Source organism: Streptococcus sp. NM (genome assembly GCF_003390135.1).
GTDB lineage: Bacteria > Bacillota > Bacilli > Lactobacillales > Streptococcaceae > Streptococcus.
On the sequence record NZ_QUOS01000001.1, the window covers coordinates 317,336 to 343,364 of the forward strand.

Genomic DNA, 26,029 nt, shown 5'->3' on the forward strand with positions numbered 1-26,029 from the left:
AAAAACGATATGATAGATAGTGACAAAAGAGGTATCAAGTATGAAGGAAAAAGACATTCAAAGAGAAACAAGCCAGATTGTAGAAGATGTGTTAGAAAAGGCCAATTTGAAGCAAGGATCTATCTTTGTTTTGGGCCTTTCTTCTAGTGAAGTGATAGGTGGTCAGATTGGTAAGGAATCCAGCCAAGAAATTGGGGAAATCATTGTGAAGACCATCCTAGATATCCTAGAGGAAAAAGGAATTCATCTAGCTGTTCAAGGTTGTGAACATGTCAATCGGGCCCTCGTTGTTGAACGTCAGGTTGCAGAGCAGTTTGCTCTGGAAATAGTTAGTGTCCTTCCTACCCTTCATGCAGGAGGTTCAGGTCAGTTGGCAGCCTTCAAGTTTATGCAAGATCCAGTTGAGGTTGAATTTATCAAGGCTCATGCTGGATTGGATATCGGAGACACTGCAATTGGCATGCATGTCAAGCATGTTCAGGTTCCGATTCGCCCTCTTTTGAGAGAAATTGGGCATGCCCATGTAACGGCTCTTGCTAGTCGTCCAAAATTAATTGGAGGTGCGCGTGCGCACTATCCGCAAGATTCTATTAGAAAGTCATAAGAATGAGAAAAACAAAACAACAACTTGAAAAAATTACTAAATATTCCATTCGCAAGTTAACTGTTGGGGTTGGTCCTGTAGCCATCGGGGCCTTCCTTTTTGGTGCAAGTGCCCTTTCAGTAGATAAGGTACAAGCCAATGAAGTTGGTGGAGCTCATAGCGTTCATTACCGTTATTTGGCGGAGCAGGAATTGACCGAGTCTGAAAAAGCCTTAATTCACCATGAAGTCCCTTCGGAGTTTCAAGAGGATGATATTATCTATGCAGTGTATCGAAAGAATGCTAGTACCTACCAAGAACTTCCTTATACAGGGAGTAAAGAATTAGCCTTGGCTGGTATAGGGTTGGCTACGGCTTCTTTGGCTGTTTTATTAATCTCTAAAAAACATCGTGGTAAGGTGCTTGGTGTCTTATTAATTAGTTCGATTGGTGCAAGCAACTTTGTTCCTTTCACCACATTTGCGTTTGAAAATAAAGAATTGCTTTCTTATAACCAAACTATTTCGGCTTCTACACATGAAGGTTTGGCTGAAGGGATTATCCACATTGATGGCTATGAATACATTGGATACTTCAAGGAAGCAGAACTCCATCCATCAAGGCCAGCTTCAGCTGAGAAGCCTCAGTTGCCAGTAGAAAAGCAAAGTGCAAATGAAATTGATAAGACAGAAGTAGTTCAAGAAAAACCAGTTTCTGAGAAACCTCAGTCAAGACTGGAAGAGAGCTTGGTAGATATTCCTTTTGAAACAGTCACAAGCCCAGATACCAATCTAGCAGAAGGACAGACTCGTATCGTCACAGCTGGAGTAAATGGTCAGCGTCGCATTGTAACCAAAGTATCGATGGTTAATGGTCAAGAAGTTAGAGAAGTCATCGAAGACCAAGTGGTTCAAAATCCTGTTTCGCAAGTCATTGCAGTCGGAACTAAGAAAGAAGAGCAACCTGCCCCAACTCCAGTACCACAAGCTGAACCAACGCATCAGGTAGCTAAAGGAACGCAAGAGGCAGGCAAAGAAGGTCAAGCCTTAACGCAACCAACCTTACCAGAGGCTCCAGTTGAAGCAAAAGGAACCCAAGAGGCAGGCAAAGAAGGTCAAGCTCTAACACAACCAGAACTACCAGAGGCTCCAGTTGAAGCAAAAGGAACCCAAGAGGCAGGCAAAGAAGGACAATCTCTAACACAACCCGAATTGCCAGAGGCTCCAGTTGAAACGAAGGGCACTCAAGAAGAAGGTAAAGCAGGTCAAGCTCTGACACAGCCAAAATTACCAGAAGCCCAAGTAGAAGTAAAAGGTACACAAGAGGAAGGTAAAGCAGGTCAAGCCCTTATACAAGAACAGTTACCTGAGTACAAAGTAACTGAGGGAGCGGTTACGAAAGAAACTACTACTGAGATTGACTATAAGACAGAAATTATCGAGGATCCAACCAAATATACGGATGAAGAAACTGTAGTTCAAGATGGAGAAAAGGGCAGTAAAATTACCAAAACGACTTATAAGACTCTCGAAGGTGTTGAGACTGACCAAGTTTTAAATACAACAACTACTGTTGTCAAAGAACCAGTCACTAAAAAAATAAGCCGTGGGACAAAACCAATTGAAGGAACTCTGGTGGAAGAAAGTCTTGAAAAGATTCCATTTAAGGAAGTTCTTAAAGAAGATGACCAACTGAAAAAGGGTGAAAGAGTTACTGTCCAAGAAGGAAAAGATGGGCAGAAAAAAGTTACCAAGACTTACAAAACTCTCAAAGGTTTAAAAACTGAAGAAGCACCTAAAATTGTGGAACAGGTTCTGGAGTTAGACCAAGATCGTATCGTCAAATTAGGAACTAAAAACTTTGAAAAACCAATCTTAAGTTTGTCACTTGTTGATGTTAATGATTTGAAACGATCATCTCAAATTCGTTATAATTTGGAAAATCCAAGTAAAGCAGCCATTAAATCTATCACTCTAACTCTGAAAAAGGGTGATGAAATTGTTAAAACTTTGAATGTTTCACCAGACGACTTGACAACGACCTTGACAGATTTGCAGTACTACAAGGATTATAAACTTGAAACTAAGATGGTTTATGACCGTGGTGAGGGTGATGAGGAAGAAGTTCTTAAAGAAGAACCGCTAAGAATTGACCTCAAAAAAGTTGAAATCAAAAACATCAAAGAAACAAGCTTGATGAGTGTGGATGCTGACGGTAATGAAACAGATACTAGTTTGCTGACAGAAAAACCAACTGATCTTGCTCCGCTTTATTTACGAGTGACCACTCATGACAATAAAATAACAAGACTGGCTGTTGACAAGATTGAAGAAGTAGAAAAAGACGGAAAAACTTTATACAAAGTCACTGCCAAAGCACCTGATTTGATTCAACGGAATTCTGACAACACACTTAGCGAAGAGTATGTCCATTACTTTGAAAAACAAAAAGCACACGATGGTGATGTATATTATAGCTTTAACGACCTAGTAACGGCTATGAAAGCTAATCCAAGTGGTACCTTTAAACTTGGTGCAGATTTGAATGCAGCAAATGTACCAACTCCGAATAAACAATATGTACCTGGTAAATTTAGCGGAACTTTAACAAGTGTTGACGGTAAACAATATACCATTCATAATATGGCTCGTCAGTTATTCGATAACGTTGAAGGCGGTACAGTTAAAAACATTAACTTAGGTAATGTTAATATTAATATGCCTTGGATTGAAAATATTTCCGCACTATCAAGAGTAATTAAAAATGCCACAGTTGAAAATGTTAAGGTAACTGGTAGTATCCTTGGTAAAGATGGTATTGCTGGTATCGTAAATAAAGGAGATACTGGTGGACTTCTTAAAAATGTTGCTTTCATCGGTAAACTAACAGGTGTCGGTAATAAAGGTTGGGATCTTGGTGGTATCGCCGGAGAACTTTGGCGTGGTAATATTAAACATGCATACGTAGATGCTGATATTGTTGCAGATAGAGCACGTGTTGGTGGTCTTGTTGCTAGAACAGATAATGGTTCTGATCCTAATGGTATTGATAAATACGCTTCTGTTCGTAACGCTGTTACTAAAGGAACTATTGATGTGAAGAACCCTGTTGAGGTAGGTGGTTTCATTAGTAAAAACTGGACATGGGGGCGTGTTGCTGACACAGTTTCAATGATGAAAGTCAAAAACGGTGAAGAATTCTACGGTTCTAGAGATTTAGAAGCAGAAGGTGGATATTACACAAAAAACTGGATTGAAAGAAACTACGTTGTTAAAGATGTGAGTGAAGGTTCTCACTCATTTAACGGTTCTCGTAGTAATCGAATCCAAGAAATCAGCCTAGAAGATGCAAATAAAAAAATAGAATCATTCGGAATTACAGCTGATAAGTTTGAAATTAAACCTCTTGTTGAAGATGCACTTAATAACGTAAAACCAAAAACAGATACTTATAAAGATACTCAAGATTATGACGTATCTCGCGAACTTGCTTATCGTAACATCGAAAAACTTCAACCATTCTACAATAAAGAATGGATTGTCAACCAAGGGAACAAGATTCCTGCAGATTCTAAATTACTAACTACTGAAGTTTTATCTGTTACAGGTATGAAAGATGGACAATTTGTGACCGACTTATCAGATGCTGACCATATTATGATTCATTACGCTGATAAGACGAAAGAAATTAAAGCTATTACACAAAAAGAATCTAAGGTTCAACAAGTTCGTGAATATAGTATTGAAGGATTAGGTGATATTGTCTATACACCAAATATGGTTGTTAAAGATAGGACACAATTGATCAGCGATATCAAAGCTAAATTAGCTTCTGTTGAACTTGATTCAGATGAAGTTCGTAAGATTAATAACAATCCTAAGATGTTATACATGGAAGAAAGCTTCAAAGAAGTAAAAGATAATCTTGATGCTTTAGTTAAAGCTTTAGTTGAAAATGAAGACCATCAATTAAATACGGACGAAGCAGCTAAACGTGCATTGATTAAAAAAGTTGAAGATAACAAAGCTAAAATCATGTTAGCTCTGGCTTATTTAAACCAATACTATGGAATTAAATTTGACGGATTAAATATCAAAAATATGATGACCTTCAAACCGGATTTCTACGGTAAGAACGTTAACGTACTTGATAGATTAATCAGCTTCGCTTCAAATGGTAACAACCTAAAAGGTGATCAATCACATGATGCATTTAACAGAGCTCTTGCAAGTGCTACTGGTAAAGCTAACTTACACGAATTCCTGAAGTACAACATGGAATTATTCACTAGTGAAACAGATATGAATACTTGGTTCAAGAATAACATTGCAGATAACGCTTATGTTGTTGAGAAACAATCATCAAATCCAGATTTCGCTAATAAGAAACATAAATTATATGAAGTAATTAATAATGGGCATCACGGACGTTATATTTTACCACTTCTGAATTTGAAGAAAGCGCATATGATCTTAATTACGACCTATAATACCATTGCCTTTAGTTCATTTGAGAAATATGGTAAGAACACAGCAGAAGAACGTGAAGCGTTCAAGAAGCAGGTTGATTTACGTGCGCAAGAACAAATCAATTATTTAGACTTCTGGTCAAGACTTGCTGCTGATAATGTACGAAATAATCTTCTTAAGAGTGAAAATATGGTACCATCTGCAATTTGGGATAACCATGATGTACCAGGTTTGGGATGGGTTGACCGTATGGGACATACGAAGAAAGGCGATTTTGCTCCAATTCGTGAATTCTATGGTCCGACTGATAAGTGGCACGGATACAATGGAATGGGTGCATACGCTTATATCTTCCAAAATCCACAACCACAAGAGGCCGTATATTACATCATCTCTAGCATGATTAGTGATTTTGGTACATCTGCATTCACTCACGAAACAACTCACATCAATGACCGTATGGCCTACTTAGGAACATGGCGTCACCGTGAAGGAACAGACGTTGAAGCCTTTGCTCAAGGTATGTTGCAATCACCATCAGTTTCAAATCCAAATGGTGAATATGGTGCCTTAGGATTAAACATGGCTTACGAACGTCAAAATGATGGAAATCAAATTTACAACTATAATCCAAATGTGTTAAATAGTCGTGAGAAAATCGATCACTACATGAAGAATTACAATGAATCCATGATGATGCTTGATTACTTAGAAGCTGAGTCTGTCATCAAGAAAAATACTGGGACAAACGATAAGTGGTTCAAGAAGATCGATAAGAAATATCGCGAAAAAGCGGATCGCAATGGCTTAGTTGGTGAACCACACCAATGGGATTTAGTTCGTGATTTGAATGATGACGAAAAGAATACGAAGCTGACAAGTATTGATCAACTGGTTGATGGAAACTTTGCAACGAAACATGGATTACCAGGAAATGGTCATTACCGTACTGAAGGATTTGATTCTGCTTATACTGTAGTAAATATGATGACAGGTATTTATGGTGGTAATACAAGTAAGAGTGCGGTTGGTTCAATCTCATTCAAACATAATACCTTCCGTATGTGGGGTTACTTCGGTTACCTAGACGGGTTCTTAGGTTATGCATCAAACAAATACAAGCAAGAATCTAAAGCTGCTGGTAATGTAGGTCTTGGTGATGACTTTATTATTAATAAAGTTTCTAACGGCAAATTCCAAAGCTTAGAAGCATGGAAGAAAGCATGGTATCATGAAGTACACGAAAAAGCCCAAAGAGGTTTTGTTGAAATTGAAATCGATGGTCAAAAGATTTCAACTTACGCACAACTTCAGACCTTATTTGATGCAGCGGTCGAAAAAGACCTTCAAGGTAATGATTTCAAGAATACTGTAGATCTTAAATGGAAGGTTTACAAACAACTCTTGCAAAAATCAGATGGATTTGCTGGTGATTTATTCACTAAAGCATAATCAATAGTAAGAAAATAATAAAAAGGTAGATCAGCTTTGTCTGAATCTGCCTTTTTATGCTATACTTGAAATATGCATAGAAAAACAGTGATTGATTTTAGGGCTTTGGGGGAGAGATACACCTTTACCCAGCCTATTAAAGAGTTAAAAACGAGAGATTTAGCAGAAGTGGCAGATTTGCTGGCACAAGTGGAAAGCTACCAAGAGCAAGGCTATTATGTGGTGGGTTATGTCAGCTATGAGGCTGCACCTGCTTTTGAAGAGAAATTAGCAGTTCACAAGGCTCCCTTACTGGGAGAGTACCTACTATATTTTACAGTTCACGATAGGGTAGAAACATCCCCTATTCCTCTGACTTATGAAGAGGTTGATTTGCCTTCAAACTGGCAGGAAGTAACGTCTGCAGAGGATTATGAAAAGGCTATTGCCCAGATTCACCATCATTTGCGGCAGGGGGACACCTATCAGGTCAACTATACCGTCCAACTCAAGCAGGATTTAAGTGCCAATCCTTTTGCCATCTACAATCGTATGGTGGTAGAGCAGGAGGCAGGCTACAATGCCTATGTGGAACACGATGAGATGGCAGTGATTTCCATGAGTCCAGAACTCTTTTTTGAGCAAAATGGCCGTGAATTGACTACACGACCAATGAAGGGAACGACTCAGCGTGGAGTGACTGACCAAGAAGATCTTGAACAGGCTAGTTGGTTGGAGCAGGATCCTAAAAATCGCTCTGAAAATATGATGATTGTGGACCTCTTACGCAATGATATGAACCGTATTTCTGAGGTGGGGAGTGAGCATGTGGAGCGTCTCTGCCAAGTGGAACAGTATTCAACTGTTTGGCAGATGACTTCAACCATCAAGAGTCAGTTGCGAGAGGATGTTGACCTTGTTGAAATCTTCCGTTCTCTCTTTCCTTGCGGATCCATAACGGGTGCACCCAAAATTGCAACTATGGAAATCATTAAGGACTTGGAGCCACAACCGCGTGGAGTCTACTGTGGAACCGTTGGTCTCCTGCTTCCAAGTGGGCGCCGGATTTTTAATGTTGCTATCCGAACTATTCAACTGTATCAAGGGAAAGCCATCTATGGAGTTGGCGGAGGAATTACATGGGATAGCACCTGGGAGTCTGAATACCGTGAAGTTCATCAAAAGGCAGCTGTTCTCTATCGTAAAGAAGCTCGTTTCCAACTGATTACTACAGGGAAAATCAGCCAAAAACAACTGCTGTTTGAAGAGCAACATATAGAAAGACTGAGAAAGGTAAGTCGATATTTTGCTTTTCCTTTTGACCCAGAAATTTTGAGACAAAAGATTGAAGCAGAGTGTCAGGCTTGTGATGCTAATCAAGATTACCGCTTGCGTATTTCTCTCAGCAAGTCTGGAGAGATAGAAGTCGATCGCCAAGTATTAACACCCCTTAGTACAAGCTTTTGTCAGGCCCAACTCTGCCCTCAGGAAGCCAATTTGCAACAAGCTTTTACCTACTTCAAAACGACTCACCGACCGCATTTGAACCTAGGGGAGCAAGAGATCATTTACCACAATAAGTCTGGAGAACTTCTTGAAACCTCTATCGGAAATTTGGTTCTGAAAATCGATGGGAAACTCTATACACCGCCAGTCCGACTTGGAATCTTACCAGGCATTTACCGTCAGCATTTGCTGGAAACAGGACAGATAGAAGAGAAAGTCTTGACCTTGGCAGATTTTGCCCAAGCAGAAGCTATCTATGGCTGTAATGCAGTCAGGGGCTTGTATGAGCTGTCAGTAAGGGAGAACTAAATGAAATTAATATTTTTACATGGCCTAGGTCAGTCAGCAGATAGTTGGAAAGAAGTGCAAGAGTTGCTTGTAGATTATCCTTCTGAAGCCCTAGAGTTATTTCCTTCCGGAGTTGCTACCTATCAAGAAGCTAAGGAGCGCATTTATCAGCACTTGTCAGAGGAGACAGAACCTTTTGTCCTAATCGGTTTGTCCTTAGGAGCTGCACTTGCATTAGAGCTGTCAAGTTACGATTTGCCAAATCTTCAGGCCTTGGTTTTGTCAGGCTGTCCATTGAAACTAGCTGGCAATATCCCTTTTTACATTCAGTTGCTGATATTTAAACTACTCCCCAAAAGGACATTTGAGAAACAGGGAGCAGATAAATCGCTTTTGGTTGGAGTTTCTGAGGAATTAAAAACACTTGATTTAAGAGAGATTGCAAAGAATTGTCCCTATCCAACTTTGTTAATTTGTGGTAGTCAAGATAAGCCTAATCTCAGTTCAATGAAAGCTATTCAAGAACTGATGCCAAATTCCCAGTTCCAGATTATCCCTGACGGTCCTCATGTCTTGAATAGAGCCAAACCAAAAGAGTTTGCAGCAATAACTAGAAGTTTTCTTGAATTGCTGAAATAAGTTTGATAAAACAACATTAAAAACGATATTATAATTATGGGAGAAAGAAATGAACAAACGTCTATTTTTTAAAATGAGTCTGGCTACCTTGCCAGTTTTAGCCTTGTTTTCACAGCCTGTGTTAGCGGAAGAAAACATTCATTTTTCTAGCTGTAAGGAAGCTTGGGCGAATGGATATGCGGATATTCATGAGGGAGAACCTGGTTATTCTGCCAAGTTAGACCGTGATCATGATGGTGTGGCGTGTGAATTGAAAAATGCCCCAAAAGGTGCTTTCAAAGCAAAGCAATCAACTTCGGCTCAAAACAATACAAGTTCAGCAACAACAAGTGGCTGGGTTAAGCAGGATGGTGCATGGTATTACTTTGATGGAAATGGAAATCCAGTGAAAAATGCTTGGCAGGGAAGCTATTATCTGAAAGCGGATGGTAAAATGGCACAGAGCGAATGGATTTATGACTCTTCTTATCAAGCTTGGTATTATTTGAAATCAGATGGTTCTTATGCAAAAAATGCATGGCAAGGAGCTTACTACCTTAAATCAAATGGTAAGATGGCTAAAGGTGAGTGGGTCTACGATAGTAGCTACAAATCATACTACTACTTGACATCAGAAGGCAGTTACGCTCGTAATACTTGGTCAGGTAATTATTATCTCAAATCAGATGGTAAGATGGCTAAAGGTGAGTGGATATATGATAGTAACTACAAATCATATTACTACTTGACATCAGAAGGCAGTTACGCTCGTAACACTTGGGTAGGCAATTACTATCTTAAATCAAACGGTAAAATGGCTGTGAATGAACGTACACCGGATGGTTATCGTGTAGATGGTTCAGGTAAATGGGTTAAATAAGAAATTAAAAAATAGGATAATAGGTAATATCAGATGAACATGTCTTTTGTGTTGCACTTCATTTTAAAATAGGGCTTTCATAAATAGTTGTTATTTTAATATAAAAAAGATTAAGGATATGGTATACTATAAGTGTAAATCATAAGAAAAGGAGATTTTTATGAGAAGATCAAAAAAATTTTGGTTACAAGTTTAGCAGCAACTACACTTGCACTTGTTTCTCTTTCAGATACAATGGGGATGTTGCCTTTCTCATCTCAGAAAGTATCTGCTCAAGAAAAAGATGCGTCTAAAAATGGTAAAATTGTAAAAGAGAATACAAAACCCGCACCAAAACCTGCGCCGAAGCCGGCACCAAAACCCGCACCAAAACCTGCGCCGAAGCCAGCACCAAAACCCGCGCCGAAGCCAGTACAGAAACCCTCGCCGAAGCCAGCACCAAAACCCTCGCCGAAGCCAGTACAGAAACCCTCGCCGAAGCCGGCATCAAAACCCGTGCCTAAGCCGGCACCGAAACCAGCGCCGAAGCCGGCACCAAAACCAGCTGAGAAACCGAAAACGCCGGCTCAAAAACCAGCTGAGAAACCGAAAACACCAGCACAAAAATCTGCTGATAAACCAAAAACACCGGCACCAAAACCGACTGAAAAAGCTAAAGAAACAACTTCTAAACAGGATAAATCACAATCTAAAGTTCAGTCTGGCTGGGTAGGAAATTACTACCTCAAATCAGATGGGAAGAGAGCTAAAAATGAATGGGTAGATGGTGGTCGTTATTATGTTGATTCTGATGGAAAAAAGGTTAAAAGTGACTGGATTTATGATAAAAACTATGGTTCATATTATTATCTAACAGCAGAAGGAAGCTCTGCTCGCAATAAATGGGTAGGAAATTATTACCTCAAATCAGATGGAAAGATGGCCAAGAATGAATGGGTAGATGGTGGCCGTTACTATGTTGATTCTGAAGGCAAGATGGCCAAGAATGAATGGGTAGATGGTGGCCGTCACTATGTAGGGTACGATGGTGTGCGGCAACCAAAACTAGATGGGAAGCAGTACAATGCTGCTTTAAATAAAGCGAAAAGCTATAATTCGGTTTTACATATGTCAAAAAAAGATCTCTATGACCAATTAACGTGGACTGGTTTTTCAAGTTCAGCAGCGCAGTATGCCATCGATCACTTGAATGCAGATTACAAAGCAAATGCCTTAATTAAAGCAAGAGAATACCGAAAGAATAACCATTTATCAAAGACAGAGATTTATGAGAGGCTAACTTCTTCTTGGATTGGAAAATTTACAAAAGAAGAAGCAAACTATGCAATTCAAAAACTTAATCTACCATCAGAAGGAAGCCAAGCTCGCAATAAATGGGTAGGAAATTATTATTTCAAATCAGATGGAAAGATGGCCAAGAATGAATGGGTAGATGGTGGCCGTTACTATGTTGAATCAGACGGTAAAATGGCTAAGGACAAATGGGTAGATGGTGGTCGTCACTATGTAGGATACGATGGTGTGCGGCAACCAAAACTAGATGGGAAGCAGTACAATGCTGCTTTAAATAAAGCGAAAAGCTATAATTCGGTTTTACATATGTCAAAAAAAGATCTCTATGACCAATTAACGTGGACTGGTTTTTCAAGTTCAGCAGCGCAGTATGCCATCGATCACTTGAATGCAGATTACAAAGCAAATGCCTTAATTAAAGCAAGAGAATACCGAAAGAATAAACATTTATCAAAGACAGAGATTTATGAGTGGCTAACTTCTTCTTGGATTGGAAAATTTACAAAAGAAGAAGCAAACTATGCCATTCAACATCTAGGTGACTAATTTTTACAAATAGTGAAGCAAATGAGATGTTTTATATTGGCTTGTAGCCTGCAAACCTTTGCATAAGAAACTAAAATTTGTTATACTAGTACTGTAAGCATTTTCAATTAATTCATAATGAAAAAGGAGAATATGATGAGTCAAAAGATTATTGGGATTGACCTTGGTGGAACTTCTATCAAATTTGCAATCTTGACAACAGCAGGAGAAATCCAAGAAAAATGGTCTATCAAGACCAACATTTTGGATGAGGGAAGTCATATCGTAGATGATATGATTGAGTCTATTCAACATCGTTTGGACTTGCTTGGATTGGCAGCAGCAGACTTCCAAGGTATCGGAATGGGATCACCAGGTGTGGTTGACCGTGAAAAAGGGACTGTTATCGGTGCCTACAACCTCAACTGGAAAACCCTTCAGCCAATTAAAGAAAAAATTGAGAAATCCTTGGGCATTCCATTCTTCATCGATAATGATGCTAACGTAGCTGCTCTTGGTGAACGTTGGATGGGTGCTGGAGATAATCAACCAGATGTTGTCTTTATGACACTCGGTACAGGCGTTGGTGGAGGTATCGTTGCAGAAGGTAAATTGCTTCACGGTGTTGCTGGTGCAGCAGGTGAGCTTGGCCACATTACTGTTGACTTTGACCAACCAATCGCATGTACCTGTGGTAAGAAAGGCTGTCTTGAGACAGTCGCTTCTGCAACAGGGATTGTCAACTTGACTCGTCGTTATGCCGATGAATACGAAGGCGATGCAGCCTTGAAACGCTTGATTGATAATGGAGAAGAAGTAACCGCTAAGACTGTCTTTGATTTGGCAAAAGAAGGAGACGACCTTGCTTTGATCGTTTACCGTAACTTCTCACGTTATTTGGGAATCGCTTGTGCTAACATTGGTTCAATCCTAAACCCTTCAACAATCGTCATCGGTGGTGGTGTGTCAGCTGCGGGAGAATTCCTTCTACAAGGTGTTCAAAAAGTCTACGATGAAAATACTTTCCCACAAGTACGCACAACTACTAAACTAGCTCTTGCAACTCTAGGAAATGACGCTGGAGTTATCGGAGCAGCGTCACTTGTTTTACAATAAAATTGAAAAAGGAGAAAATTGCTTTCCAAAAGCGAGTGATTTTCCTCCTTTCTTTTTTTATGCTATACTAGTTAGGACAATAAATGAGGTGAGAGTAAATGACAAAAGCAGATACGATTTTTAAAGAAAATATTGAACGAATCCTCAAAGACGGTGTCTTTTCTGAGCAGGCTCGTCCCAAGTACAAGGATGGGACTGTTGCCAACTCCAAGTATGTAACGGGTGCCTTTGCCGAGTATGACTTGGCCAAGGGGGAATTCCCCATCACAACTTTGCGTCCTATTGCCATCAAATCCGCCATCAAAGAAGTGCTCTGGATTTACCAAGACCAGTCCAATAGCCTAGATGTGCTCAATGACAAGTACAATGTTCACTACTGGAATGACTGGGAAGTGGGAGATACGGGAACCATTGGTGAACGTTACGGGGCGGTCGTTAAGAAACACGACATCATCAATAAGCTTCTCAAACAGTTGGAAGCCAATCCTTGGAACCGTCGCAATATCATTTCGCTCTGGGATTACCAAGCTTTTGAGGAGACGGACGGCCTCCTCCCATGTGCCTTTCAGACCATGTTTGATGTCCGCCGTGTAGATGGAGAAATCTATCTGGATGCGACATTGACCCAGCGTTCGAATGACATGTTGGTGGCTCACCACATCAATGCTATGCAGTATGTGGCTCTTCAAATGATGATTGCTAAGCATTTTGGCTGGAAGGTAGGGAAGTTCTTCTACTTTATCAACAACCTCCATATCTATGACAATCAATTTGAACAAGCTCAGGAATTGCTCCGTCGTGAGCCATCAAACTGCCAACCACGTTTGGTTTTAAATGTGCCAGATAAGACCAATTTCTTTGATATTAAAGCAGAGGATTTTGAGTTGGTGGATTATGACCCTGTCAAGCCGCAGTTGAAGTTTGACCTAGCTATTTAAAAGAATAGAAAAAGAAGTTGAGATAATGAATCCCAACTTCTTTTGTTTCTTAACGTGATACGCGGCGGCGAGCTGCTTTTTTACGATTTTCTTCGATGAAAGCTGCTTTTTGCTCTTCTGGTTCAATCACTTTCTTTTTGAATGCGTATACTGCACCTGCAACTGCAGCGACAGTTCCTGCGACACCTGTTACAAGACCTTTAGCGAATCCTTTAGCCATGAGTCTTCCTCCTTTAAATTCTCAATCAGCCAGCCTCCTCAAGAGGTCACATTTTTCTGACTGACCTTTTTGTGTTATAATAATAGTAACGAAAAAATGGGAATTTTTCAAGGAAAAAAGATGAAAACAAAAATAATTGTGATTGTTGGACCGACTGCAGTTGGAAAGACAGCTCTAGCCATTGAAGTTGCAAAGCGTTTTAATGGCGAAGTTGTTAGTGGCGATAGCCAGCAGGTTTACCGAGGTCTAGATATTGGGACGGCTAAGGTTAGTCCAGAAGAGCAGGCAGCTGTTCCCCATCATTTAATCGATGTTAGAGAGGTAACCGAGTCTTACTCGGCTTTTGATTTTGTTTCAGAAGCTAAGATGGCTATTGAGGATATTCACAGTCGTAGCAAGCTAGCCATTATCGCTGGTGGGACTGGACTGTATATCCAGAGCTTGTTAGAAGGCTACCATTTAGGTGGGGAGACTCCCCATGAGGAAATTTTGGCCTATCGGGCTAGTTTAGAGCCCTATACAGATGAGGAACTAGCCTATCTTGTGGAGCAAGCTGGCCTTGAGATTCCCCAGTTTAATCGTCGTCGTGCTATGCGTGCCTTGGAAATTGCCCATTTTGGTCAGGATTTGGAAAATCAAGAGACCTTGTATGAACCGCTGATTATCTGCTTGGACGATGAGCGCAGTCAGCTTTATGAGCGTATCAATCGCCGAGTAGATCTAATGTTTGAGGCTGGGCTTTTGGATGAAGCTAAGTGGCTTTTTGACCATTACCCTGATGTGCAGGCTGCTAAAGGAATTGGCTACAAGGAACTCTTTCCTTATTTCCGTGGAGAGCAAACCTTGGAGGAAGCTAGTGAGAGTCTCAAACAGGCGACTCGTCGTTTTGCCAAGCGTCAGTTGACCTGGTTCCGTAATCGCATGCAGGTCACCTTTTATCAGATTGGAGAAACTGGTGTGCAAGACCGAATTTTAAGCCAGATAGAGGAGTTTTTAGATGATTGAAACGGAGAAAAAAGAGGAACGGGTCCTGCTCATTGGTGTAGAATTGCAGGGCATGGACAATTTTGATCTCTCTATGGAAGAATTGGCCAGTCTGGCTAAGACAGCTGGGGCAGTCGTTGTAGATAGTTACAGACAAAAACGTGAAAAATATGATTCCAAGACCTTCGTCGGCTCTGGTAAGTTAGAAGCAATTGCGCTCATGGTGGATGCAGAAGAAATTACCACTGTCATCGTCAACAACCGTTTGACACCAAGGCAAAATGTTAATCTAGAGGAAGTTCTGGGGGTTAAGGTCATTGACCGTATGCAGTTGATTTTGGATATCTTTGCCATGCGAGCTCGAAGCCATGAAGGGAAGCTCCAAGTCCACCTAGCACAACTCAAATATCTCTTGCCTCGCTTGGTTGGTCAGGGGATTATGCTCAGTCGTCAGGCAGGGGGAATTGGTTCCCGTGGACCTGGTGAAAGCCAGCTGGAGCTGAACCGTCGTAGTGTTCGCAACCAAATCACGGATATCGAGCGCCAGCTCAAGGTGGTTGAGAAAAATCGGGCGACTGTCAGAGAAAAACGTTTGGAGTCAAGCACCTTCAAGATTGGTTTGATTGGTTACACCAATGCTGGGAAGTCAACTATCATGAACACCTTAACCAGTAAGACCCAGTATGAGGCTGACGAGCTTTTTGCGACCCTGGATGCGACGACTAAGAGTATTCATCTAGGGGGGAATCTCCAAGTGACCTTGACCGATACCGTTGGATTTATCCAAGACTTGCCGACAGAGTTAGTGTCCAGTTTTAAGTCAACCTTGGAGGAAAGCAAGCATGTAGACCTTCTGGTTCATGTTATCGATGCCAGCAACCCTTACCACGAAGAGCATGAAAAAACGGTCCTGTCCATCATGAAGGACTTGGATATGGAAGACATTCCTCGCCTGACACTTTATAATAAAGCGGATTTGGTGGAGGATTTCATGCCGACCCAAACGCCATACGCTCTTATTTCTGCCAAATCTGAGGATAGTCGTGAGAAGTTGCAAGCTCTATTTTTAGAGAAAATCAAGGATATTTTTGAATCCTTTACCCTGCGTGTGCCCTTCTCTAAATCCTACAAGATTCATGATTTGGAAAGTGTTGCGATTCTGGAAGAACGTGACTATCAAGAGGATGGCGAAGTCATTACAGGCTACATTTCTGAGAAAAACAAATGGAGGTTAGAAGAATTTTATGACTGATATCAAAACCTTGGCTCTAAAATATGGGGGCTATACAAGTCTGGACAAGGTCTATCTGGATCAGCTTCTAGCTGGCAAGACAGAGCAGGAGCAGTTGGCACTTATCACACCTCCGCCCAGCGTGGTCAATGCTTACTTTGCAGAACTTTACCAAAAAAAGAGTCCTGAGGCAGCGACGGATTATTTTGCGGAACTCAGTCAGGAACTGAATCTTTACAATACTGAGCTGAGTTTCACACTCGAAAACAAGCCTTTTATTCGTCTTAATCTGTCTGGTAAATCCTTTGGTTTTTGCTATGAGAGTGAGGGTCTTGGTCGAATTTTCTCTGAGAATGAAGAGAAGATTTCGGATGACTTACTTTTTGAAATTGCACAAATTTTTCCCCATCAGCTAGTCTTTGAGGAGTCTGGCAAGATTTACATGAAGGCTGTCGAGGACGAGGAAGTTGTTAGCGTGGAAAATCTTACAGCTTTGACAGATTTGGAAAGCTTGGCTGACGGTCGTAAGCGTCTCAAAGGCTACAGCCAAGAGGAGTTATTACAAGAAGCCACAGCTTTTTCTGGCAAGCGCTATTTCCGATCGGAAAACCGCACAGCCATGTTATATATTGATTAATTAGAAAGTATCGAATGGATATTCAATTTTTAGGAACGGGGGCTGGTCAGCCCTCTAAAGCCCGCAACGTTTCAAGTCTCGCTCTGAAATTATTGGATGAGATTAACGAAGTCTGGCTATTTGACTGTGGAGAAGGAACGCAAAATCGCATTCTGGAAACCACAATTCGACCACGTAAGGTCAGCAAAATTTTTATCACCCACCTGCATGGAGACCACATTTTTGGCTTACCAGGTTTCCTTTCTAGTCGAGCCTTTCAGGCTAATGAAGAGCAGACGGATTTGGAAATCTATGGACCTCAAGGGATTAAGTCATTTATCTTAACCAGTCTTCGTGTGTCGGGTTCTCGCCTGCCTTACCGCATTCATTTTCATGAGTTTGACCAAGATTCTTTAGGAAAAATCCTTGAGACCGATAAATTCACAGTGTATGCAGAGGAGTTGGACCACACTATTTTCTGCGTTGGCTATCGTGTCATGCAAAAGGACCTAGAAGGTACCTTAAATGCTGAAAAGCTCAAGGCAGCTGGTGTCCCATTTGGCCCTCTTTTTGGAAAAATCAAAAACGGTCAGGACGTTGTGCTCGAAGATGGGACTGAAATCAAGGCAACTGACTATATCTCAGCTCCACGTCCAGGTAAGATTATTACCATTCTTGGTGATACTCGCAAAACCAATGCTAGTGTACGCTTAGGTATTAATGCGGATGTCCTTGTCCATGAGTCGACTTATGGTAAGGGAGATGAGAAAATTGCTCGTAATCATGGTCATTCAACCAATATGCAGGCTGCTCAAGTCGCTACAGAAGCAGGAGCGAAACGTCTCTTGCTCAACCATATCAGTGCCCGTTTCCTCTCAAAAGATATCAGCAAGCTTAAGAATGATGCAGCTACTATCTTTGAAAATGTCCACGTGGTCAAAGACTTAGAAGAAGTGGAAATCTAAAAGCTTGGGAAAGGATAAGTATGCCTACTATTCTCATTACAGGTGCTAGCGGTGGCCTAGCTCAAGAAATGGTCAAACTCTTGCCAAATGACCAACTCATCTTACTTGGTCGAAATAAGGAAAAATTAGTCCAACTCTACGGAAACCATCCCTATGCAGAATTGATTGAAATCGATATTACCGATGATTCAGCCTTAGAAACTCTGCTAGCAGACCTTCATCTCCGCTATGACGAGATTGATGTTTTGGTAAACAACGCTGGTTACGGGATTTTTGAGGAATTTGACCAGATTTCCGACCAAGATATTCATCAGATGTTCGAGGTCAATACCTTTGCCCTGATGAATCTATCTCGTCGCCTTGCGGCTCGAATGAAGGAAAGTCGAAAAGGCCATATCATCAATATTGTTAGCATGGCAGGTTTGATCGCTACTGGTAAGTCTAGTCTCTACTCTGCTACCAAGTTTGCGGCCATTGGTTTTTCAAATGCCTTACGCCTCGAACTGATGCCTTATGGTATTTACGTAACGACTGTCAATCCAGGACCAATCCGCACAGGATTTTTCGACCAAGCCGACCCAGATGGCACCTATCTCAAGTCGGTTGAACGCTTCCTATTGAAACCAGATGCAGTGGCTAAAAAGATTGTCAAGATTATAGGAAAAAACAAACGAGAACTTAATCTTCCTGTTTTGTTGAACCTAGCCCATAAGTTTTATACTCTCTTTCCAAAGCTAGCTGATAAGCTGGCAGGGGAAACTTTTAACTACAAATAGAAGAAGTTCCTTTTAAAGGGACTTTTTTACTTCTTTTAATTTAAAGGTTAATAAGTGTTTTTTCTTTTAAAACTACATTCAGTTTTTTAATTCTTCTACAAATTTTAGAAAAAACTATCAAAAATATTATTTTATATGCTAAAGTATTGAAAATACCTATATTATTTAATAAAATAAGGGTAAAAGACTATTAAAAGTTATGCGCTTACACAAAAATGAAAGCGATTACTAAAAGGAGGATTTTATGGAAAAAAGCCATTGGAATCGTAAAAGAGTCTATAGCATTCGTAAGTTTGCTGTAGGAGCTTGCTCAGTAATGATTGGAACTTGTGCAGTTCTATTCGCAGGAAATATAGCTGGAGAATCTGTAGTTAATGCGGATGAAACACCTATTACTCGTACTGCTGAGAAACCTAAAGAGGAAAATCCTATAGTAGAAGAAAAGGTTGATCAAGCTTTGGAAACTAAAAATGTAGTCGAAAGTACAGCACAAAAACAATCTAGTGCCACTGAGTCTATTTCATCTGAGAAGAAAGAAGATAAAGCAGTAACTCCAAAAGAGGAAAAAGCTCCAAAGATAGAATCACAAGCTTCAAGTCAAGAAAAACCGCTCAAGGAAGATGTTAAAGCTGTGACAAATGAAGAAGTCAATCAAATGATTGAAGACAGAAAAGTGAATTTTAACCAAAATTGGCACTTTAAACTCAATGCGAATTCTAAAGAAGCCATTAAACCGGATGCAGATGTATCTACGTGGAAAAAATTAGATTTACCGCATGACTGGAGTATCTTTAACGATTTTGATCATGAATCTCCTGCACAAAATGAAGGTGGACAGCTTAACGGTGGGGAAGCTTGGTATCGCAAGACTTTCAAACTAGATGAAAAAGATCTCAAGAAAAATGTTCGCCTCACTTTTGATGGCGTCTACATGGATTCTCAAGTTTATGTCAATGGTCAGTTAGTGGGTCATTACCCAAATGGTTATAACCAATTTTCATATGACATCACTAACTATTTGAACAAAGATGGACGTGAGAATGTAATTGCTGTTCATGCAGTCAACAAGCAGCCAAGCAGCCGTTGGTATTCAGGAAGTGGTATCTACCGTGATGTGACTTTACAAGTGACAGATAAGGTTCATGTTGAGAAAAATGGGACAACTATTTTAACACCAAAACTTGAAGAACAACAACATGGCAAGGTTGAAACTCATGTGACCAGCAAAATTGTCAATACAGACGATAAAGACCATCAACTTGTAGCAGAATATCAAATCGTTGAACGTGGTGGTCAGGCTGTGACAGGTCTAGTACGTACAGAGAGCCGTACCTTGAAAGCACATGAAGTAACTAGTCTTGATGCGATTTTAGAAGTTGAAAGACCAAAACTCTGGACGGTTTTAAATGACAAACCGGCCTTGTATGAATTAGTTACACGTGTTTACCGGGACGGTCAATTAGTTGATGCTAAGAAAGATCTGTTTGGTTACCGATATTATAACTGGACTCCAAATGAGGGCTTCTCTTTGAATGGTGAACGCATTAAATTCCATGGAGTTTCCTTGCACCATGACCACGGAGCGCTTGGAGCAGAAGAAAACTACAAGGCTGAGTACCGTAGACTGAAACAGATGAAGGAAATGGGAGTGAATTCGATTCGTACGACTCACAACCCAGCAAGTCCTCAGACTTTACAGATTGCAGCTGAACTTGGCTTACTTGTTCAAGAAGAGGCCTTTGATACTTGGTATGGCGGAAAGAAACCTTACGATTATGGTCGTTTCTTTGAAAAAGATGCTACCCATCCTGAGGCTAAAAAAGGTGAAAAATGGTCCGACTACGATCTACGTACTATGGTAGAGAGAGACAAAAATAATCCCGCTGTTTTTATGTGGTCAATCGGAAATGAAATCGGTGAAGCAAATGGGGATCCCCATTCTCTAGCTACTGTTAAACGTCTAGTCAAAGTTATCAAGGGTGTTGATAAGACTCGTTATGTTACCATGGGAGCAGATAAGTTCCGTTTCGGTAATGGTAGCGGTGGGCATGAAAAAATTGCTGATGAACTGGATGCTGTTGGATTTAACTACTCTGAAGATAATTACAAAGCCCTTAGAGCTAAGCATCCAAAATGGTTGATTTATGGGTCAGAAACATCTTCAGCAACGCGTACAAGAGGAAGTTACTTTCACCCAGAGCGTGAGTGGGTACAAAGTAATCAGTCATGGCGTAACTATGAACAGTCAGATTATGGAAATGACCGTGTTGGTTGGGGTAAAACGGCAACTGCTTCATGGACATTTGACCGTGACAATGCTGGCTATGCTGGTCAATTCATTTGGACAGGTACGGACTATATCGGTGAACCAACTCCATGGCACAACCAAAACAACACGCCGGTTAAAAGCTCTTATTTTGGTATCGTAGATACTGCAGGTATTCCAAAAAACGACTTTTATCTTTACCAAAGTCAATGGGTTTCTGCAAAGAAAAAACCAATGGTTCACCTTCTTCCTCACTGGAACTGGGAAAACAAAGAGTTGATAGACAATGTAGCAGACGCGGAAAATAAAATCCCTGTACGTGCTTATTCTAATGCTGCAAGTGTAGAATTGTTCTTGAATGGAAAATCTCTTGGTCTTAAGACTTTCAACAAAAAACAAACTAGCGATGGACGCACTTACCAAGAAGGTGCTAATGCTAATGAACTTTATCTTGAATGGAAAGTTGCTTATCAACCAGGTACCTTGGAAGCAATTGCTCGTGATGAAGCTGGTAAAGAAATTGCACGTGACAAGATTACGACTGCTGGTAAGCCAGCGGCTGTTCGTCTTATCAAGGAAGACCATGCAATTGCAGCAGATGGAAAAGACTTGACATATATCTACTATGAAATTGTTGACAGCCAAGGGAATGTAGTACCAACTGCCAATAATCTGGTTCGCTTCCAATTGCACGGACAAGGCCAACTTGTCGGTGTCGATAACGGGGAACAAGCCAGCCGTGAACGCTATAAGGCGCAAGCAGATGGTTCTTGGATTCGTAAAGCATTTAATGGTAAAGGTGTTGCCATTGTCAAATCAACTGAACAAGCAGGTAAATTCACACTGACAGCCCATTCAGATCTCTTGAAATCTAGTCAAGTAACTGTCTTTACTGGTAAAAAAGAAGGACAAGAGAAGACTGTTTTGGGGACAGAAGTAGCAAGAGTTCGTACATTAATCGGTAAAGATCCAAAAATGCCGAAAACAGTAGGTTTTGTATACAGCGATGGTAGTCGTGAAAAACTTCCAGTAACTTGGTCTCAAGTCGATGTTAGTCAAGCAGGAGTTGTGACTGCTAAAGGTACAGCAAATGGACGTGAGGTAGAGGCTCGTGTCGAGGTTCTAGCAATTGCGAAAGAATTACCAACAGTTAAACGTGTTGCTCCAGGAGCAAACTTGAATACTGTAGATAAATATGTGTCAATACTTGTAACAGATGGAAGTGTACAAGAGTACGAAGTAGATAGCTGGGAGATTGCGGAAGCAGATAAAGCCAAACTTTCAGTAGCTGGATCACGTATTCCAATGACTGGTCAGTTAGCTGGAGAAACTATTCATGCAACCCTTGTAGTAGAAGAAGGAAAAGCTGCAGCACCTGCAGTGCCAACTGTTACTGTTGGAGGTGAAGCAGTAACAGGCCTTACTAGTCAACAACCAATGCAATATCGTACTCTTGCTTATGGTGCCCAATTGCCAGAAGTCACAGCAAGTGCTGAAAATGCTGATGTTACAGTTCTTCAAGCAAGCGCAGCAAACGGCATGCGTGCGAGCATCTTTGTTCAGCCTAAAGATGGTGGCCCACTTCAAACCTATGCAATTCAATTCCTAGAAGAAGCACCAAAAATTGACCATTTGAACTTGCAAGTGGAACAAGCTGATGGTCTTAAAGAAGACCAAACAGTCAAATTGTCGGTTCGAGCTCACTATCAAGATGGAACGCAAGCTGTATTACCAGCTGATAAAGTAACCTTCTCTACAAGTGGTGAAGGGGAAGTTGCAGTCCGAAAAGGAATGCTTGAGTTGCATAAACCAGGAGCACTTACTCTGAAAGCTGAATATGAGGGTGCTACAGGTCAAATCAATCTCACTATACAAGCAAATACTGAGAAGAAGATTGCGCAATCCATCCGTCCTGTAAATGTAGTGACAGATTTACACCAAGAACCTACTCTTCCATCAACAGTAACGGTTGAGTATGACAAAGGTTTCCCTAAAGCTCACAAAGTCACTTGGCAGGCTATTCCGAAAGAAAAACTAGACCACTATCAAAGCTTTGAAGTGCTAGGTAAAGTTGAAGGAATTGACCTGGAAGCGCGTGCTAAAGTATCTGTAGAAGGCATCGTTTCAGTTGAAGAAGTTAGTGTGACAACTCCAATCGCAGAAGCACCACAATTACCAGAAAGCGTTCGTACATATGATTCAAATGGTCACGTTTCATCAGCTAAGGTTGCATGGGATGCGATTCGTCCAGAGCAATACGCTAAGGAAGGTGTCTTTACAGTTAATGGTCGCTTAGAAGGTACTCAATTAACAACTAAACTTCATGTTCGCGTATCTGCTCAAACTGAGCAAGGTGCAAACATTTCTGACCAATGGACCGGTTCAGAATTGCCACTTGCCTTTGCTTCAGACTCAAATCCAACCGACTCTGTTTCAAATGTCAACGATAAATTGATTTCCTTTAATGACCGACCAGCCAATCGTTGGACAAACTGGAATCGTAGTAATCCAGAAGCTTCGGTTGGTGTTCTGTTTGGAGATTCAGGTATCTTGAGTAAACGCTCCGTTGATAATCTAAGTGTCGGATTCCACGAAGACCATGGAGTCGGTGCACCGAAATCTTATGTGATAGAGTATTATGTTGGTAAGACTGTTCCAACAGCTCCTAAGAATCCTAGCTTTGTCGGTAATGAAAACCATGTCTTTAATGATCCTGCTAATTGGAAACAAGTGACTAATCTAAAAGCTCCAGAACAACTCAAGGCTGGAGAAATGAATCACTTTAGTTTTGATAAAGTTGAAACCTATGCTGTTCGCATTCGCATGGTCAAAGCAGATAACAAGCGTGGAACGTCTATCACAGAAGTACAAATCTTTGCGAAACAAGTTGCGGCAGCCAAACAAGGACAAACAAGAATCCAAGTTGACGGCAAAGACTTAGCAAACTTCAACCCTGATTTGACAGACTACTACCTTGAGTCTGTAGATGGAAAAGTTCCCGCAGTCACAGCAAGTGTTAGCAACAATGGTCTCGCTACCGTCGTTCCAAGTGTTCGTGAAGGTGAGCCAGTTCGTGTCATCGCGAAAGCTGAAAATGGCGACATCTTAGGAGAATACCGTTTGCACTTCACTAAGGATAAAGACTTACTTTCTCGTAAACCAGTTGCTGCAGTTAAACAAGCTCGCTTGTTGCAACTAGGCCAACCACTTGAATTGCCAACTAAGGTTCCGGTTTACTTCACAGGTAAAGACAGCTACGAAACAAAAGACCTGACAGTTGAATGGGAAGAAGTTCCAGCAGAAAATCTGACAAAAGCAGGTCAATTTACTGTTCGAGGTCGTGTCCTTGGTAGCAATCTTACTGCAGAGTTCACTGTACGAGTGACAGATAAACTTGGTGAGGCTCTTTCAGATAACCCTAACTATGATGAAAACAGTAACCAGGCCTTTGCTTCAGCAACTAATGATATTGACGACAGTTCTCATGACCGTGTAGACTATATCAATGATAGAGATCACTCTGAAAATCGTCGTTGGACAAACTGGTCTAAAACGCCATCTTCTAATCCAGAAGTATCAGCAGGTGTGATATTCCGTGAAAATGGTAAGATTGTAGAGCGGACTGTTGCGCAAGCCAAACTTCACTTCTTTGCAGATAGTGGTACAGATGCACCATCTAAACTTGTTTTGGAACGTTATGTCGGTCCAGACTTTGAAGTGCCTACCTACTATTCAAACTACCAAGCCTACGAATCAGGCCATCCATTCAACAACCCAGAAAATTGGGAAGCTGTTCCTTATCGTGCGGATAAAGACATTGAAGCTGGTGATGAAATAAACGTAACATTTAAAGCTGTCAAAGCCAAAGCCATGAGATGGCGTATGGAGCGTAAAGCAGATAAGAGCGGTGTTGCGATGATTGAGATGACCTTCCTTGCACCAAGCGAATTGCCTCAAGAAAGTACTCAATCGAAGATTCTTGTAGATGGAAAAGAACTCCCTGATTTCGCTGAAAATCGTCAAGATTATCAAATTACCTATAAAGGTCAACGTCCAAAAGTCTCAGTCGAAGAAAGTAATCAAGTAGCTTCAACAGTTGTAGATAGCGGAGACGATAGCCTTCCAGTACTCGTTCACCTTGTTTCAGAAAATGGAAAACAAGTCAAGGAATACCGTATCCACTTGACTAAGGAAAAACCAGTTTCTGAGAAAACAGTTGCTGCTGTACAAGAAGAACTTCCAAAACTTGAATTTGTTGAAAACGATTTGGCCTACAAGACAGTTGAGAAAAAGGATTCAACACTGTATCTTGGTGAAACTCGTTTAGAACAAGAAGGAAAAGTTGGTAAGGAACGTATCTTCACAAGCATTAATCCTGACGGCACTAAGGAAGAAAAACTTCGCGAAGTGGTAGAGGCACCAACAGACCGCATTGTCTTTGTTGGAACGAAACCAGGCACCGCCCTTCCAGAAGATGAAGTGAAGAATCTTGTGCTTAACAGACCAGAACTTGTGGTCGAAGAAGAAACCATTGATTTCAAGGTTCAGGAACGTAAGTCTGATAAGTTGTATCTAGGTGAAACCCGTGTTCTTCAAGAAGGAAAACAAGGCGTCCGTGTTCGCTTGATCGAAGTGGAAAACGGAAAACGCCAACTTAAAGAAACTTATGATAAAGTTGTTGCTCAAGATCGTATCCTAGAAGTTGGAACGAAACCAGGCACCTCTCTTCCAGAAGACGAAGTTAAGAATCTTGTGCTTAACAGACCAGAACTTGTAATTGAAGAAGAAACAATCGATTTCAAAGTTCAGGAACAAAAGAACGATAAACTTCCAGTAGGTCAAACTCGAGTCCTCCAAGAAGGAAGACAAGGTGTCCGTGTTCACTTAATCGAGGTTGAAAATGGTAAGCGAACTGAAAAGGATAGCTATGATAAAGTTATGGCTCAGGATCGCATCATAGAAGTCGGTACAGCTGGTGAAACAACGAAACCAGTACAGCCGGTAGATACAAAACCACAAGTGTCAGAAAAAGCAGAAACAAAACCAATTGCTCCAAGTGAAGCTAGTCAAACTAATAAAGCCCAGTTACCAAATACAGGTAGTGTGACAAGCCAAGAAACAGTAGCAGCAGGTTTAGCTCTACTCTGTTTGAGTGCAGGATTAGTAGCCACTAAAGGTAAAAAAGAAGACTAGAAATTTTGATACTTTCGTTATCATTAAAGAGTGGAGAGAAACTCTTGTCTTAGATAGAAGATAAATCCCTTGGAATATAAGTTTCTAAGGGATTTTCTTTGTATAAAATTGTATAGTGTTATTATCTACCT

The 26,029-nt window shown here is 40.8% G+C and carries 15 protein-coding genes; 14 read left to right on the forward strand and 1 reads right to left on the reverse strand.

Translation table 11 applies throughout. From position 1 onward, the window contains the following. The first annotated feature begins 40 nt into the window (after positions 1-40). The 8 genes from DXN33_RS01695 to DXN33_RS01730 all read left to right on the forward strand — a co-directional run bounded on the left by DXN33_RS01695 (position 41) and on the right by DXN33_RS01730 (position 13,647). Positions 41-604, forward strand: coding sequence for a TIGR01440 family protein (locus DXN33_RS01695; RefSeq protein ID WP_049510992.1), 564 nt, complete (start codon positions 41-43; stop codon positions 602-604). A 2-nt stretch (positions 605-606) separates the two neighbouring features. Further along, positions 607-6,504 (forward strand): ZmpA/ZmpB/ZmpC family metallo-endopeptidase, encoded by a 5,898-nt coding sequence (locus DXN33_RS01700; RefSeq protein ID WP_115904161.1) that lies wholly within the window; start codon positions 607-609, stop codon positions 6,502-6,504. Positions 6,505-6,576: 72 nt separating this feature from the next. Beyond that, positions 6,577-8,298, forward strand: a complete 1,722-nt coding sequence (gene pabB / locus DXN33_RS01705; RefSeq protein ID WP_115904162.1) for an aminodeoxychorismate synthase component I — start codon at positions 6,577-6,579, stop codon at positions 8,296-8,298. Further along, on the forward strand, positions 8,299-8,916 hold the full coding sequence (locus DXN33_RS01710; protein ID WP_049552251.1) for an alpha/beta fold hydrolase: 618 nt from the start codon (positions 8,299-8,301) through the stop codon (positions 8,914-8,916). A 49-nt stretch (positions 8,917-8,965) separates the two neighbouring features. Continuing rightward, positions 8,966-9,775 carry an N-acetylmuramoyl-L-alanine amidase family protein gene (locus DXN33_RS01715; RefSeq protein ID WP_181146399.1) on the forward strand — a complete coding sequence of 270 codons (810 nt, stop codon included), beginning with the start codon at positions 8,966-8,968 and terminating at the stop codon, positions 9,773-9,775. Positions 9,776-10,009: 234 nt separating this feature from the next. Continuing rightward, positions 10,010-11,614 (forward strand): Ltp family lipoprotein, encoded by a 1,605-nt coding sequence (locus DXN33_RS01720; protein WP_258864227.1) that lies wholly within the window; start codon positions 10,010-10,012, stop codon positions 11,612-11,614. A 135-nt stretch (positions 11,615-11,749) separates the two neighbouring features. After that, positions 11,750-12,709: an ROK family glucokinase gene (locus DXN33_RS01725; protein ID WP_115904164.1), complete on the forward strand. Its 960-nt coding sequence runs from the start codon at positions 11,750-11,752 to the stop codon at positions 12,707-12,709. A 98-nt stretch (positions 12,710-12,807) separates the two neighbouring features. Continuing rightward, entirely contained in the window at positions 12,808-13,647 is an 840-nt protein-coding gene (locus DXN33_RS01730) for a thymidylate synthase (protein WP_042750919.1), read from the forward strand. Positions 13,648-13,696: 49 nt separating this feature from the next. On the opposite strand, the gene DXN33_RS01735 is transcribed toward DXN33_RS01730, so the two are convergent. Continuing rightward, positions 13,697-13,867, reverse strand: coding sequence for a DUF3042 family protein (locus DXN33_RS01735; protein ID WP_001051780.1), 171 nt, complete (start codon positions 13,865-13,867; stop codon positions 13,697-13,699). 120 nt (positions 13,868-13,987) lie between these two features. On the opposite strand from DXN33_RS01735, the gene miaA reads away from it, so the two are divergent. The 6 genes from miaA (at position 13,988) to bgaA (ending at position 25,898) form a co-directional block, all read left to right on the forward strand. Continuing rightward, complete coding sequence (gene miaA / locus DXN33_RS01740) at positions 13,988-14,872, forward strand: tRNA (adenosine(37)-N6)-dimethylallyltransferase MiaA (protein WP_115904165.1); 885 nt, start codon at positions 13,988-13,990, stop codon at positions 14,870-14,872. Next, positions 14,865-16,103 carry a GTPase HflX gene (gene hflX, locus DXN33_RS01745; protein WP_049551825.1) on the forward strand — a complete coding sequence of 413 codons (1,239 nt, stop codon included), beginning with the start codon at positions 14,865-14,867 and terminating at the stop codon, positions 16,101-16,103. Before miaA ends, hflX begins: the two co-directional genes overlap by 8 nt. Then, entirely contained in the window at positions 16,096-16,719 is a 624-nt protein-coding gene (locus DXN33_RS01750) for a cystathionine beta-lyase (protein WP_115904166.1), read from the forward strand. The genes hflX and DXN33_RS01750 overlap by 8 nt, the downstream gene beginning before the upstream one ends. Positions 16,720-16,733: 14 nt before the next feature. Continuing rightward, the gene (gene rnz / locus DXN33_RS01755) at positions 16,734-17,663 is read left to right on the forward strand and encodes a ribonuclease Z (RefSeq protein WP_115904167.1); all 930 of its coding nucleotides are present in this window, start codon (positions 16,734-16,736) and stop codon (positions 17,661-17,663) included. Positions 17,664-17,683: 20 nt separating this feature from the next. After that, positions 17,684-18,439, forward strand: a complete 756-nt coding sequence (locus tag DXN33_RS01760) for an SDR family oxidoreductase (RefSeq protein ID WP_115904168.1) — start codon at positions 17,684-17,686, stop codon at positions 18,437-18,439. Positions 18,440-18,683: 244 nt separating this feature from the next. After that, a complete protein-coding gene (gene bgaA / locus DXN33_RS01765; protein ID WP_115904169.1) occupies positions 18,684-25,898 on the forward strand; it encodes an LPXTG-anchored adhesin/beta-galactosidase BgaA in 7,215 nt (2,404 codons plus the stop codon). The last annotated feature ends 131 nt before the right edge of the window (positions 25,899-26,029 follow it).

Bases quoted from the DNA above. Each gene is read 5' to 3' on its own strand.
- DXN33_RS01725 (WP_115904164.1), top strand. From the start codon at position 11,750: ATGAGTCAAAAGATTATTGGGATTGACCTTGGTGGAACTTCTATCAAA.
- hflX (WP_049551825.1), top strand. From the start codon at position 14,865: ATGATTGAAACGGAGAAAAAAGAGGAACGGGTCCTGCTCATTGGTGTA.
- DXN33_RS01735 (WP_001051780.1), bottom strand. From the start codon at position 13,867: ATGGCTAAAGGATTCGCTAAAGGTCTTGTAACAGGTGTCGCAGGAACT.
- DXN33_RS01760 (WP_115904168.1), top strand. From the start codon at position 17,684: ATGCCTACTATTCTCATTACAGGTGCTAGCGGTGGCCTAGCTCAAGAA.
- DXN33_RS01710 (WP_049552251.1), top strand. From the start codon at position 8,299: ATGAAATTAATATTTTTACATGGCCTAGGTCAGTCAGCAGATAGTTGG.
- rnz (WP_115904167.1), top strand. From the start codon at position 16,734: ATGGATATTCAATTTTTAGGAACGGGGGCTGGTCAGCCCTCTAAAGCC.
- DXN33_RS01720 (WP_258864227.1), top strand. From the start codon at position 10,010: ATGGGGATGTTGCCTTTCTCATCTCAGAAAGTATCTGCTCAAGAAAAA.
- miaA (WP_115904165.1), top strand. From the start codon at position 13,988: ATGAAAACAAAAATAATTGTGATTGTTGGACCGACTGCAGTTGGAAAG.
- DXN33_RS01715 (WP_181146399.1), top strand. From the start codon at position 8,966: ATGAACAAACGTCTATTTTTTAAAATGAGTCTGGCTACCTTGCCAGTT.
- DXN33_RS01695 (WP_049510992.1), top strand. From the start codon at position 41: ATGAAGGAAAAAGACATTCAAAGAGAAACAAGCCAGATTGTAGAAGAT.
- DXN33_RS01750 (WP_115904166.1), top strand. From the start codon at position 16,096: ATGACTGATATCAAAACCTTGGCTCTAAAATATGGGGGCTATACAAGT.
- pabB (WP_115904162.1), top strand. From the start codon at position 6,577: ATGCATAGAAAAACAGTGATTGATTTTAGGGCTTTGGGGGAGAGATAC.
- DXN33_RS01700 (WP_115904161.1), top strand. From the start codon at position 607: ATGAGAAAAACAAAACAACAACTTGAAAAAATTACTAAATATTCCATT.
- bgaA (WP_115904169.1), top strand. From the start codon at position 18,684: ATGGAAAAAAGCCATTGGAATCGTAAAAGAGTCTATAGCATTCGTAAG.
- DXN33_RS01730 (WP_042750919.1), top strand. From the start codon at position 12,808: ATGACAAAAGCAGATACGATTTTTAAAGAAAATATTGAACGAATCCTC.